14 protein-coding genes are annotated in these 12,014 nt (G+C 40.0%); 11 read left to right on the top strand and 3 right to left on the bottom strand.

Going from position 1 to position 12,014, the window contains the following annotated elements:
• Positions 1-196: 196 nt before the first annotated feature.
• Positions 197-574 (bottom strand): PilZ domain-containing protein, encoded by a 378-nt coding sequence (locus BLT_RS0113285; RefSeq protein ID WP_017728271.1) that lies wholly within the window; start codon positions 572-574, stop codon positions 197-199.
• A 383-nt stretch (positions 575-957) separates the two neighbouring features.
• On the opposite strand from BLT_RS0113285, the gene BLT_RS0113280 reads away from it, so the two are divergent.
• From BLT_RS0113280 to BLT_RS0113260, 5 genes are all read left to right on the top strand, one after another.
• Entirely contained in the window at positions 958-1,788 is an 831-nt protein-coding gene (locus tag BLT_RS0113280; RefSeq protein WP_017728270.1) for a transporter substrate-binding domain-containing protein, read from the top strand.
• Positions 1,789-1,825: 37 nt separating this feature from the next.
• Positions 1,826-2,482, top strand: coding sequence for an amino acid ABC transporter permease (locus tag BLT_RS0113275; RefSeq protein WP_026105117.1), 657 nt, complete (start codon positions 1,826-1,828; stop codon positions 2,480-2,482).
• Positions 2,475-3,197, top strand: coding sequence for an amino acid ABC transporter ATP-binding protein (locus tag BLT_RS0113270; protein WP_017728268.1), 723 nt, complete (start codon positions 2,475-2,477; stop codon positions 3,195-3,197). The genes BLT_RS0113275 and BLT_RS0113270 overlap by 8 nt, the downstream gene beginning before the upstream one ends.
• A gap of 155 nt (positions 3,198-3,352) precedes the next feature.
• Positions 3,353-4,315 carry an aromatic acid exporter family protein gene (locus tag BLT_RS0113265; protein ID WP_017728267.1) on the top strand — a complete coding sequence of 321 codons (963 nt, stop codon included), beginning with the start codon at positions 3,353-3,355 and terminating at the stop codon, positions 4,313-4,315.
• 48 nt (positions 4,316-4,363) lie between these two features.
• Positions 4,364-4,870 carry a L,D-transpeptidase gene (locus BLT_RS0113260; protein WP_017728266.1) on the top strand — a complete coding sequence of 169 codons (507 nt, stop codon included), beginning with the start codon at positions 4,364-4,366 and terminating at the stop codon, positions 4,868-4,870.
• A gap of 65 nt (positions 4,871-4,935) precedes the next feature.
• On the opposite strand, the gene prli42 is transcribed toward BLT_RS0113260, so the two are convergent.
• Positions 4,936-5,025 carry a stressosome-associated protein Prli42 gene (gene prli42 / locus BLT_RS23750; RefSeq protein ID WP_017728265.1) on the bottom strand — a complete coding sequence of 30 codons (90 nt, stop codon included), beginning with the start codon at positions 5,023-5,025 and terminating at the stop codon, positions 4,936-4,938.
• Positions 5,026-5,194: 169 nt separating this feature from the next.
• Here prli42 and mce point away from each other — a divergent pair, with 169 nt between their 5' ends.
• Together mce and BLT_RS0113245 are read left to right on the top strand one after the other, a co-directional pair.
• Positions 5,195-5,614, top strand: a complete 420-nt coding sequence (gene mce / locus BLT_RS0113250; RefSeq protein WP_017728264.1) for a methylmalonyl-CoA epimerase — start codon at positions 5,195-5,197, stop codon at positions 5,612-5,614.
• Between the two features lie 76 nt (positions 5,615-5,690).
• The gene (locus tag BLT_RS0113245; RefSeq protein WP_017728263.1) at positions 5,691-6,809 is read left to right on the top strand and encodes a M20/M25/M40 family metallo-hydrolase; all 1,119 of its coding nucleotides are present in this window, start codon (positions 5,691-5,693) and stop codon (positions 6,807-6,809) included.
• Positions 6,810-7,014: 205 nt separating this feature from the next.
• Here the strand turns inward: BLT_RS0113245 and BLT_RS0113240 are convergent, their stop codons facing one another.
• On the bottom strand, positions 7,015-7,203 hold the full coding sequence (locus tag BLT_RS0113240; RefSeq protein WP_017728262.1) for a hypothetical protein: 189 nt from the start codon (positions 7,201-7,203) through the stop codon (positions 7,015-7,017).
• Positions 7,204-7,549: 346 nt separating this feature from the next.
• Between BLT_RS0113240 and BLT_RS0113235 the strand changes: the two genes are divergently transcribed.
• From BLT_RS0113235 to BLT_RS0113220, 4 genes are all read left to right on the top strand, one after another.
• Positions 7,550-7,738, top strand: coding sequence for a hypothetical protein (locus BLT_RS0113235; RefSeq protein ID WP_017728261.1), 189 nt, complete (start codon positions 7,550-7,552; stop codon positions 7,736-7,738).
• 167 nt (positions 7,739-7,905) lie between these two features.
• Complete coding sequence (locus BLT_RS0113230; protein ID WP_017728260.1) at positions 7,906-9,174, top strand: DNA polymerase IV; 1,269 nt, start codon at positions 7,906-7,908, stop codon at positions 9,172-9,174.
• A 242-nt stretch (positions 9,175-9,416) separates the two neighbouring features.
• Positions 9,417-11,669, top strand: coding sequence for a hypothetical protein (locus BLT_RS0113225; RefSeq protein ID WP_017728259.1), 2,253 nt, complete (start codon positions 9,417-9,419; stop codon positions 11,667-11,669).
• Positions 11,666-11,965, top strand: a complete 300-nt coding sequence (locus tag BLT_RS0113220) for an EscU/YscU/HrcU family type III secretion system export apparatus switch protein (RefSeq protein ID WP_017728258.1) — start codon at positions 11,666-11,668, stop codon at positions 11,963-11,965. Before BLT_RS0113225 ends, BLT_RS0113220 begins: the two co-directional genes overlap by 4 nt.
• Positions 11,966-12,014 lie beyond the last annotated feature (49 nt).

Here is a 12,014-nt window from a genome sequence, read left to right as displayed (position 1 = left end):
ACCTATTAGCAGAAGAAGAGGTGTTAAAATCATTCCTCCTCCAATACCAAAAAAACCAGAAAAAATACCAATGAGTGCCCCAAGAGCAACAACAAGAATTAGGTCCATTTAATCCTCCTTAATGTAGTATAGAGAATCCGCCGGTAAAGGAGGTAAAATAAAATACATACATGAAAAAACGAAGCAAACTAGGGATTTATTTTCCTAACTTTAAATGACGTTTAACGTAGATTTTTAATTCGGCAACAATCATTTGGCGCTCTTTTTCTGTATTATGAAAGTTAATTCCGTATTCGAAAGAAGAAGCATAGCTTTTCTTCCATACGACTTCTCCTCTCATAACTAAAGCAGCTTCATTGATCGGAAGATCGATTTCTAAAAATAGGCTTGTTTCCTCTGGATCAGGTAGTTCATACGTAGTAGACATTCGAATACCGCCAGGGCTAATATCTAGAATACACATTTCTCCCTCAGAACTACGAATGTTCTTTTCATCGGCTTTGATCAATCGAAAAGTTGACTTAAGCGGATCTTCAAATGTATAACGAAACGCATCTTCACGTCGAAAAGGCATGCACGCTCTCACCTTTCAAATCAAAATGTAGCATTATTATAAGATATTCTAGCTTAAATGTGGAGAATGATGAATACAAAGCGAGCGAATCTAAAATAAAAGATGATAGAAAAGGCTATTATCATTGATTAAGATACCCTCTTTTGTTCAATTTTTTGCTATTGGAATAAAGGAATCGACTCATTTGTTTTGGAAGGATTTAAAGCTTATAAGGTGTCAAATAGGGACTGAATTAGATGTTGAACCGAATCGAATATTCTGTAAATAATAATGACGGGATAATTTTTGCTAAAGTACTTCAAAAAAAAAGAAGCATGTGTTAAGATACATACACTTGAATAAATATTACATTACGAGAATAAATTCATAGGGGGAATTTTTTAATGAAAAAAAATAAATGGTTAACATTAGGAATGTCGGCAATCCTATCACTAGGTTTGCTTGCTGCATGTGGGACAAGCGAAGAAGAGCCGGCTGAAGAAACGCCAGAAACACCTGCAGAAAATGCAGAAGAAGCACCGACAGAGGAAGCTGGCGGTACAATTGTTATGGGTACATCTGCTGATTACCCGCCGTTCGAATCTGTTGATGTTACAACGGGAGAGTATGTTGGTTTTGACATCGAGCTTGCAGAGTTAATTACAGAAGAGCTTGGCTATGAGCTTGAAATCATGAACATGGATTTTAATGGTTTGATTGCTGCACTTGAGTCTGAGCGTGTTGACTTTGTAATGTCAGCCATGTCTGCAACGGACGATCGTAGAGAAAACGTTGATTTTTCCAATACGTATTATGAAGCGGCAAACTTGATTGTTGTTCCTGAAGGCAGTGGTATTGCTTCGATTGAAGATTTAATTGGAAAAAGCGTTGGTGTACAGCTTGGTTCCATTCAAGAGGAAACTGCTGCAGACTTGCAAGAGGAACTAGGGGAATTAACGATTGAAACAAGAGATCGTATTCCTGATTTAATTCAAGAATTACTTGCAGGACGTCTTGATGCTTTAATTATTGAAGATAAGGTCGCAGAGGGTTATGTTGCTGCACAAGACGGATTAACGTCATTTGAAATGGGTGTAGATGAAGAGTCTGGGTTTGCCATTGCTTTTCCAAAGGGTAGTGAGCTTGTTGAGCCGTTTAATGAAAAATTAAATGAATTGATTGAAAATGGAACAGTCGATGAATTAATTGTTAAATGGCTTGACACAGATGAGTAAGGAATAAATATTTGTTTTAGAGAGGAATGAAATGGGCATGAATTTGGATTTTTCCCAAATTGTGCCCTTTATCCCTTTTATGCTACAAGGGATCGGGGTCACGTTACAGTTTGTATCTGTTTCAATATTACTAGGATTAGCCTTAGGAACGGTGCTCGCCACATTTAAAATTGGTAAGAACCGTATCTTACGTTTTCTTGCAGACGCTTATACGTCTGTTTTTCGTGGTACACCTTTAATTGTACAATTAATGATTATTTACTTTGCACCGCCTCAATTTGGGATTGATATCAATGCTTATACAGCAGGGGTCCTTGCCTTCAGTTTAAACTCAGCGGCATATGTTTCTGAGATTATTCGTGCGGGCATTCAAGCGGTTGATAAAGGACAGAGGGAAGCCGCAGAAGCGCTAGGCATTCCGGCTCGTCCGATGATGTTGAAAATTATCTTACCTCAGGCTTTAAAAAATATTTTACCGGCACTTTTTAATGAATTTATTAATTTAACGAAAGAATCAGCGATTGTATCAGTCATTGGCGTCATGGACTTAATGCGTCGAGCACAAGTTGTTAATGCACAAATTTTTCGTTCCTTCGAGGCGCTGTTGTTTGTTGCGCTGATTTATTATGTTTTAGTAATGATTCTTACGATAATCGGCCGCATGCTTGAAAGGAGATTAAAACGTAGTGATTAAAGTTGAAGATTTGCATAAATCGTTTGGCTCCTTAGAGGTGCTCAAAGGAATTTCAACGGAAATTCATAAAGGAGATGTAGTTGCAGTCATTGGTCCATCCGGTTCAGGAAAATCAACCTTTCTTCGCTGTATGAACCTTCTGGAGAGGCCAACATCTGGCCAGATATGGGTTGGAGATTATGAAATGACAAACCCAAAGACAGACGTTATGAAAGCACGACAAGGAATCGGGATGGTCTTTCAACATTTTCATCTTTTTCCACATATGACAGTATTGGAAAATCTAACCTATGCACCGATGACGGTGAAAGATGTCTCAAAGAGTGATGCAACAGCAAAAGCTGAAGATTTATTAAGAAAAGTCGGCTTGTATGAAAAGAGAGACGAGTATCCAACTCGTTTATCAGGGGGACAAAAGCAGCGTGTAGCAATTGCCAGGGCGCTTGCAATGGACCCTGAGGTTATGCTGTTTGATGAACCAACATCTGCCCTTGACCCTGAAATGGTGAAGGAAGTCTTGGCTGTTATGAAAGACCTTGCTGAAAGTGGCATGACAATGGCTATTGTTACCCATGAGATGGGGTTTGCGCGAGAAGTTGCCGATCGGGTGCTATTTTTGGATCAAGGAATCCTATTGGAGGACTTACCGCCGAATGAATTTTTTTCAGCTCCAAAAACAGAACGGGCAAAAGATTTCTTGGACAAAGTATTGTAAAGGGGACTTGCATTGCAAGTCTTTTTGTTTTTCCTTTAATCGATCGATGTTTGTTCTGACCTTTTGGTGAATAATAGTGAGAGGCTTGTGTTTTCGTTACTTGCTCAACAACGCTTGTATGATAGAATGAACAAAAAACAGGGAAAGGTGCATTCATGAAACTTAAAATCGGTTACCGTACATTGAAAACAGCTTTAGGTGCAGGCATTGCCATTTTAATCGCCCGTTCACTAGGGTTGGAGTTTTATTCATCTGCTGCGATTCTGACAATTTTATGCATTTCAGTTACGCGAAAAAGCTCACTTCGAGCAGCCTGGCAACGGTTGGCTGCAGGAATCATTGGACTTATTTATAGCTTTATATTGTTTGAATTACTTGGATACGAACCATGGACACTGACTTTGCTCTTGCTTTTATTTATTCCGACCGTTGTATGGCTCAATTTAAAAGAAGGGATTGTCACAAGTACAGTTATTATGCTTCATGTGTTAATGTTTGGAGAAGTATCTCTTGCGATCTTCTTAAATGAATTATTAATCATCGTTATTGGTATTGGTGTCGCTCTTGTTATGAATTTGTATATGCCAAATATTGATCGGGATTTACGACGTTACCAACGTAACATCGAAGAAAACTTTAAAGTCATGCTCCGCGAATTGGCGCTGTACGTTCGCCATGGAGAAAGTGACTGGAAAGGTCAGGAAATTCATGAGACGGCTAACCTCATTCAAAAAGCAAAAAATGTCGCTTTAAGAAATATAAATAACCATCTTGTTCGCTATGAGGATCATTTTTACCATTATTTCAAAATGAGAGAAAGACAATTTGAAATCATTGAACGGATTATTCCTTTCCTCTCATCGATGGACGAAACAGTCAAACAAAATGAAACCATTGCAGATTTCTTAGAAGAACTTAGTAAAGCGGTAAGTCCTACTAATACCGTTCCTTATTTTTTACAGCGTCTAAAAGAGATTCGCGAAAATTTTGCCCAAATGCCCCTGCCAGTTACGCATAAAGAATTTCAAATTCGTTCTGCTCTTTTTTATGTCATGCATGAGCTAGAAGAATATTTACTGATTAAAGAGTCACTGTATAAGGAAGAGGATAGCAAATAATTTATAGGGGAAGCTAACAAAAACAATGTTGAAAGGTAGGGGCTAACTATGAAAGGCTTCCTAATGCTTCTCGTTGTCCTTGTAGCTTCCCCTCTATGGCCGCTCGGGGAAAATCCGACAGTCGGGGACCCGTTTGTCATTGTGAACATCTCGACAAATCAATTGGCATTTGTCCATGACGGAGAGATCAAAAAAACATTCGCTGTGGCGACTGGAAAGGAAGAAGACAGAACACCTGAAGGTCTTTTTACAGTGACTGTAAAAGCAACGGAACCCTATTATCGAAAGAAAAATATCGAGGGAGGGGCAGTTGAAAATCCTCTGGGCTCACGCTGGATTGGCTTTGACGCGCGGGGATCAGATGGGCGCACGTACGGAATCCATGGAACAAATCAACCTCAATCAATTGGTCAGTCTATTACTGCAGGCTGTGTCCGTATGGCAAATGAGCAGGTGGAGATTCTTTATGAAGAGGTACCCCTCGGAACAAAAGTGTTAATTGTGAGTTCAGGTGACTCATTTGAAACGCTTGCCCGTCTATATGGAGCAATGTAAAAAATAGAACCTAAAATCAAAAGAGGCTGACCTTTTGTCAGCCTCTTACTTATGATTGTCAATGTCTAGAAAAATGAGACACCCATTAATAGACTACCAAGAACAAGTGTGATAATCATAATGTATATAATCGTTTTTTGAAACTTACGTGGCATGTTTGTCCCTCCTCCAGCATCATCCTACTTCTTAACTATTGTACTTAGAGATGAGCATTTGGACAAGGTCTATAGGGGATTTCTCTAGGAAAAGCAGGAAAATGGAATCGTTACCAAGAATTTATGTATGATAGAGAAGAAATCCGAAACAACAGAGAGGTGAGCGAGAATGACAGAAAAAGCAAGAAGAATTGACCACATCGGAATTGCAGTTACCTCGATAAAGGAAGTTCTCCCGTTTTATGTAGGAAGCTTGAAGTTGCAGCTTCTTGGGATGGAGGAAGTTCCATCTCAAGGTGTAAAAATCGCCTTCCTAAAATTAGGAGAATCAAAAATTGAATTGCTGGAGCCTCTGTCGGCGGAGAGTCCAATTGCAAAATTTATAAAGAAGCGTGGTGAAGGGATTCACCATATTGCTTTAGGCGTTCAAAATATTGAAGAACGGATTGCTGAGATAAAAGAAAATGGTGTCGAAATGATTAACGAAAAGCCTGTTCCAGGTGCTAATGGAATGAAGGTTGCTTTCCTTCACCCAAGATCGGCTCGAGGTGTTTTGTATGAATATTGTGAAAAAGATGACCCGCAATAATTTCGGGCAAAAAAGCTGAAAATATTAAAGAAATCCTGTAACATCAACGTAGAGAACAATGATGGAGGCTTACTAGATGATTAACGAACAAAGACTCGTTGAGGAATTTCTTGAACTTGTTCAAATTGATTCTGAAACAAAACATGAGGATAAGATTGCTCCTATTTTAAAAGCAAAATTCGAAGAGCTAGGCGTTGATGTGATAGAAGATGATGCAGCAACGAAAACAGAGCATTCAGCTGGAAATCTTATTTGTACATTACCTGGAACTAAAGAAGGGGTTGATGCAATTTATTTTACGTCCCATATGGATACAGTCGTACCAGGAAAGAACGTGACACCTTCGATTAAAGATGGGTATGTTGTGACAGATGGAACGACAATTCTTGGAGCGGATGATAAAGCTGGAATTGCTGCAATGCTTGAAGCAATCAAAGTATTAAAGGAGCAAAACATTGAGCATGGAGTGATTCAATTTATTATTACAGTAGGCGAAGAGTCTGGACTGGCAGGGGCAAAAGCATTAGATCCAACGCTTATCCAAGCAAAGTTTGGTTACGCACTTGATAGTGATGGTCCTGTTGGAGATATTATTGTCGCAGCACCATCCCAGGCAAAGGTAAAGGCGGTTGTGAACGGGAGAACAGCTCATGCTGGTGTAGCTCCTGAAAAGGGAATTTCAGCGATTACTGTTGCGGCTAAAGCTGTTTCAAAAATGCCTCTTGGACGCATTGATGGAGAAACAACAGCAAACATTGGTCGATTTGAAGGTGGATCACAAACAAATATTGTGTGTGATCAAGTGAACATTCTTGCTGAGGCCCGTTCCCTTGTACCGGAAAAGCTGGAAGCCCAAGTAGCGAGAATGAAAGCAGCTTTTGAAGAGACAGCGCTCGAAATGGGAACAACTGCTAAAGTGGACGTTGAAGTGATGTATCCTGGGTATAAGCTTGGTGAGGGGGATGAAGTGGTAGAGGTTGCCAAAAGAGCAATGACTGCAATTGATCGAACTCCCCGATTGCTGAAAAGTGGGGGAGGAAGTGACGCAAACATCATTGCAGGCTTCGGTATTCCAACTGTGAACTTGGCGATTGGCTATGAAGAGATTCATACAAAAAATGAAAAAATGCCGATCGCTGAATTAATAAAAGCGGCTGAAGCAATTGTCGCCATTTCTAAAGAAGTGTCACATTAAGAAATACGAAAAAGCCATTACACATTGATCCTTGTAATGGCTTTTTCGTTTAAAAAACTATATTTTACTGTCTGATTTCTGACTGTACAATGATTAGTGGTTATGGGGAAATAGTACGTGGGTAATATGAGGCTAGAACAGGGCAAACGGAGGTTCAAAGAGTCCGTGAAAGGATGAAAAAGATATACTCGACAAAAAATATCAGTTAATGGAGGTAATGAGGTGCTTGAAAAACAGGATTACCGAATTCAAGACATTCCAATACTTTCTCTTCTGTGTCACCGACTAAATCAGCTAATTCTGCAATGGTCGGTGATTTAATTCGCTCTTGTCGGTAAAGCTTTATAAAAGCATTTACCCTTTCGTATAAAAGGTCATACTCGACATTGCTCATCTTTGGTCACCCTCCTTCGCAACTTAAGACTGACCAAGCTGACTGTCTAAATCAATCATAACATAGTTCAACGACATTCGTCTTTTTCTCCATCGTTATTTACAAGAACTTTCAGAGTTTTACTTTTTTATGCATGACCATTACATTCTTTTTGCTCTCGGATCATTTAACTTGCCACAAAAGCGAACCTTTTGTTATTCTTGAAATATTTGAGAATAGCATTGATTGTACCCGAGCTTGTTGATCGAATGGTAATATTTAACTTTTTATAATATTTGATTTTATTATTCAAGTTGGTGAGAAAAAATAATCAAAATATTTGATATAGATTAAAAGGAGATAAGAGATGAACTTTTTAATTTTTTTAGGTTTGTTTGTGTGTGTGATTGCACTTGTTGTCACATTAATGCTTACAAGGGCTGATGGGTCAAATTATGAGAGTGGTAAAAGTATTGCAAATCTTTCCTTTATTTATATTGTCATTATTCCAATTGTTGCTATAGTGATTGTGTTACTCTTCTGGATTTTCGTGTGAAGTTATATTCAAGATAAATGCTTCAGACCAAAAGCAAATGAGCCGTATCGCAGAACTGTGATACGGCTCATTTGCTATGTAATGACAATCATATTGTATCAGCGCTGTTTTAAATACGAACATTTTTTCGTATAATGAAAAGAACAATAAATGGAGGTTCGAAATTCATGGGACAAGGGCGAATCATCCTTCATATTGACATGAATAGTTTTTATGCGTCAGTTGAAATGGCCTATAATCCTTCACTTAAAGGAAAGCCTCTTGCCATTGCTGGAAGTGTAGAAGATCGTCGAGGGATTGTTGTGACGAGCAGCTATGAGGCGCGAGCAAGGGGTGTCCGTACAACAATGCCAGTCTGGCAGGCGAAAAGAGCCTGCCCTGAATTAATCATTATGGCTCCTAACTTTGATAGGTATCGAGCAGCATCAAGGAAGCTTTTTGCATTATTACAGGAATACACGCCGCTCGTCGAACCTGTTTCAATTGACGAGGGCTATGTCGATGTGACCTCAAGCACATCGAAGAAGCATCCAATAGATTTAGCAAAGGAAATTCAATCTCGTTTGCTGAAAGAAATGGATTTGCCTTGTAGTATTGGAATTGCTCCTAATAAATTTTTAGCAAAAATGGCTAGTGATATGAAAAAGCCTTTAGGGATTACAGTTCTCAGAAAACGTGATATTCCAAACATTCTTTGGCCAATGGAAATTGGAGAGATGCATGGTATTGGAAAGCGATCGGTTCAAAAATTTCACAAATATTCCATTAAGACAATTGGTGACTTAGCAAAGGCTGATATTCACTTGCTATCACAAGCATTTGGAATCAATGGAAAAAGACTGCGACGCTTAGCGAATGGGGAAGACAATCGACCTGTTGATCCTGATTCGATTCATCATTTTAAAAGCGTGGGCCATTCAACAACTTTAAAAGAAGATACGGTGAACATGCAGACCATCCAACAACATCTTGTTCGTCTGTCCGAAGCTGTTAATCTCCGGATGAGACGCAAAAAGGTGTTTGCTAGAGGTGTACAGCTAACGATTCGTTATCATGATAGGAAGACGATTACACGTAGCCGAAAAGTCGAAAATCCCCTTCAGTTTAAGGACGATTTTTATCATGAAGCCTTGGCATTGTTGCACAAGCATTGGAATGGAGAGCCTATTCGCCTTCTCGGCATTACTGGTTATGATTTAATCGAGGAGCAGCATGCGTATAAACAATTAGATTTGTTCCAATACGAACAAGAAATAAAAAAGGATAGGTTATCGAAAGCAGTCGAGGAATTAAAAAGCCGCTTTGGTGAAAAAGCAGTCATTAAAGGGAATGATCTTTTCTTACGGCAAGAAAAGGGAACCCATGCAACTAGAGGTACCAGCCTACAACGAGATTTTTTAGTCAATGATGAGGATGAGATCATCAATCCATTTTAAAACAGGTGAGTTTTTATCGTAAAGTGAGCTATGGAGCTCGTGAGGAAGTGAAGGAGCTTTCTCGGACGTAGCTCCTTAATGGAAATCTACTTAGATTTAAACTTCTATTCCATTTAGAAAAGAACCCACTTTTGAGTATTTTGAGATGATGGGCAAGGGGTAGTTAAACATAAAAGCTATTAAGAAATCGAGCAATTACTCCGATAACAACTATAGAGAATTTGTTCGGGAGCGTGAATGGCATGCAGATCAGCAACCAAATAACATCGCAGCAGCAACCAGCCCAACAGCAAGTGCCGGTTCGAAAAGGTGAGATTTATCGTGCTACCATTAAAGAACGTAAAGGAGACAACCAAGCGGTATTAACCATACGCGGTCGGGAAATAACAGCCACTTTTGAAGGGAAAATTCCTGAAGGTGATCGGGTTATGGTGCAAGTCACCGATCCGAAAGGTGAAACGATTCAAGTTCGTGCTGTGACGGAAGAAACAAAAGGAACACCTCCATTACAAGGACAGCGGCAAGGTCAAGCTCAAACCGTTTTACAGAGCATGGGGATGCGGCAACCCTCATCTGAGCTTATTCAAGCTGTTCAGATTCTTATTGATAAGGGCATTTCGCTAACAAATGAGGGGATTCGTGAGCTGCAACGATTTATGAATGAAGGAACAGCGTCTGAGAGGTTAAATACGGTTCAAGCTCTAGCCAATAAAAGCTTAGAGCTTACTGCGACCCATCTCCGTTCCATTCATGAAGCCCTTCACGGACGTCCAATAAATGAGGTGCTTCAGGATTTAGCACGGGAGTTGAATCGGGATTTTCAAATTCAACCACGTGATCGATCACAAACTGATAATAGAGTTAGTAGAGTACCTGGAGAGCCACTTCACGATCGCATCATTATGCTTCTTCAAAAGGAAGGATTGCCAACAGAAGTTCGACAACAGCTTGAGAGACTGCTTCAACAGCTTCCAAAAATCGGTGAAGAAGGCCGCATACAATTAAGTCAAGCATTAGAAAAGCTTGAGCAGCGGCAGAGTGGTGGAATGACACCAATAGGTCCAACCATTCGTGATATTTTTCAAAAAGCACAGCAGCAGATACAGCGGGAAGGAAACTTTGAAAAAGCTTTACAGTCGGTTCAGTCGACCCTTTCCCAGCTTCCTTCCTTTTCTGCAGTTACCCCTGTGGTGGAGGCCAGCCTAGCAGAAGCCCTTCAGTTAAAGGAGCAAGGAAGGGAGCTTGCAGCAAGACAAAATGTCGGGAACCTACTTATGCAGCTTGAAAATCAAATGGTTGCAAAAGATGCGTCATTAGCGAATCAAGGTCAAGTGTACCAAGGGAATGAGCAGTTTCAGACAAGCGTTGAGCTTGGAAGTAAAAGCATTGCGGTGACGACGGTCACGCAAAAGCTTGCTGAGTTAACAGAATCCTTCAAACTTTTTCAACGAGATGTGACAAGAAGTTTAGACCAAATTCATCGCTTAATGGAGCAATTTCGTAGTCAAGCAAATGCCCAGACAAAACCATTGCTTGAAACGACGATTAACAAGCTTGATCATGCGATTTTAAAAAGTGAAATGATGCTGTTTGCGTCAATGAAACAGGAAAAGCAGCTGATGCAAGCAAGTAGCCAGCTAGCGGAAGCAAAAAAGCTGTTAAGTCGTGGACAAGCTCAAGAAGCAAGTCGCATCGTTCATGAAGTGAAGCAGCTTATTGAACGAATCAATTTCAAGCCTTCTGAAACGAAAGTCATGCACTATGTGTCAGAGCGCGCCTCAAATCAGCCACCCCAGCTACCAGCTCAACTCTCCGAATCGATAAGGGCATTGGGGCAAGACCAGTCGGCAAGGGGAATGCTTGAAGCAGTTCGTGGTCTTGGTATAAATCGGGATAGTGAAATGGCTCAGCAATTTGCTTCAGGAAGAGATGGACAGCAGCAAGGAAGTCAGCAAAACTTGAAAGCAGCGTTACTCCAGCTGTTGAGGGGAGAGGAAGAAGGTTCAAGAGCTCAGCAGTTGGCCAATCAAGCCCTTTCGAACATAACAGGTCAGCAGCTTTTAAGCAAATCAGACCAACAAGGGAATTTGCAGAGCTTATTTATGAACCTGCCGTTTTTGTTAGAAGAAAAAGTGGAAAATCTTCAAGTCTTTGTGAACTCGCGAAGCGAAGGACAGAAAGTAGATTGGGAAAACTGTAGCCTTTATTTTTTAATGGAAACGAAAAAGTTAGGTGAAATTGGCATTCTCGTTCAAGTGGCGGATCGAAACCTGTCCGTTACACTGAAAAATGACAAAAATGATTTTGCGACAAAAATGGAGCCACTCGTCGAGCTTACGACGACACGACTCTCTGAAATTGGTTATTCAATTTCCAGCATTAAGTTTGCGAAAATGACGTCAGAGTCAAAGGAACAACAAGGAGTAAAAGCAAATAATACCGCAGAAACCCAGCAGCCGATTTTTACTGAGAAAGGGTTTGATTTTAAAATATGATGATTTCCAAGCATTTTAATCAAAAGCAGCGTCGGCATGTGAATGGGCCGACAGCAGCAGTGATTCGCTATGATGAAGATGAGGGTGGATCACCCAAAGTCGTCGCCCAGGGGAAAGGTCAGATTGCCAATCAAATTATACAATTAGCAAAAAAAAATCAAATTCATATGCAAGAAGACCCGCTTCTCGTTGAAAATTTATTAGATATGGACTTAGGTGATAATATTCCGCCCCAATTATACTCAGTGATGGCCGAAATTTTGTTACTTATTGAGGAAATGGAAAAAAAATATTAACTTCTTCTTCATCTAATCCGATACTAACAATAGAGCAAAGAAGGCGGAG

This window comes from Halalkalibacterium ligniniphilum, from assembly GCF_000334155.1.
Lineage (GTDB): Bacteria > Bacillota > Bacilli > Bacillales > Bacillaceae_D > Halalkalibacterium > Halalkalibacterium ligniniphilum.
Note: the sequence above shows the minus strand (reverse complement) of the source record. Positions and strands in the feature narration are given on the sequence as shown.

Excerpts from the sequence above, each read along its gene's own strand:
- BLT_RS0113260 (WP_017728266.1), top strand. The coding sequence starts at position 4,364 with ATGAAAGGCTTCCTAATGCTTCTCGTTGTCCTTGTAGCTTCCCCTCTA.
- BLT_RS0113220 (WP_017728258.1), top strand. The coding sequence starts at position 11,666 with ATGATGATTTCCAAGCATTTTAATCAAAAGCAGCGTCGGCATGTGAAT.
- mce (WP_017728264.1), top strand. The coding sequence starts at position 5,195 with ATGACAGAAAAAGCAAGAAGAATTGACCACATCGGAATTGCAGTTACC.
- BLT_RS0113275 (WP_026105117.1), top strand. The coding sequence starts at position 1,826 with ATGAATTTGGATTTTTCCCAAATTGTGCCCTTTATCCCTTTTATGCTA.
- BLT_RS0113245 (WP_017728263.1), top strand. The coding sequence starts at position 5,691 with ATGATTAACGAACAAAGACTCGTTGAGGAATTTCTTGAACTTGTTCAA.
- BLT_RS0113225 (WP_017728259.1), top strand. The coding sequence starts at position 9,417 with ATGCAGATCAGCAACCAAATAACATCGCAGCAGCAACCAGCCCAACAG.
- BLT_RS0113265 (WP_017728267.1), top strand. The coding sequence starts at position 3,353 with ATGAAACTTAAAATCGGTTACCGTACATTGAAAACAGCTTTAGGTGCA.
- BLT_RS0113280 (WP_017728270.1), top strand. The coding sequence starts at position 958 with ATGAAAAAAAATAAATGGTTAACATTAGGAATGTCGGCAATCCTATCA.
- BLT_RS0113240 (WP_017728262.1), bottom strand. The coding sequence starts at position 7,203 with ATGAGCAATGTCGAGTATGACCTTTTATACGAAAGGGTAAATGCTTTT.
- BLT_RS0113235 (WP_017728261.1), top strand. The coding sequence starts at position 7,550 with ATGAACTTTTTAATTTTTTTAGGTTTGTTTGTGTGTGTGATTGCACTT.
- BLT_RS0113285 (WP_017728271.1), bottom strand. The coding sequence starts at position 574 with ATGCCTTTTCGACGTGAAGATGCGTTTCGTTATACATTTGAAGATCCG.
- prli42 (WP_017728265.1), bottom strand. The coding sequence starts at position 5,025 with ATGCCACGTAAGTTTCAAAAAACGATTATATACATTATGATTATCACA.
- BLT_RS0113230 (WP_017728260.1), top strand. The coding sequence starts at position 7,906 with ATGGGACAAGGGCGAATCATCCTTCATATTGACATGAATAGTTTTTAT.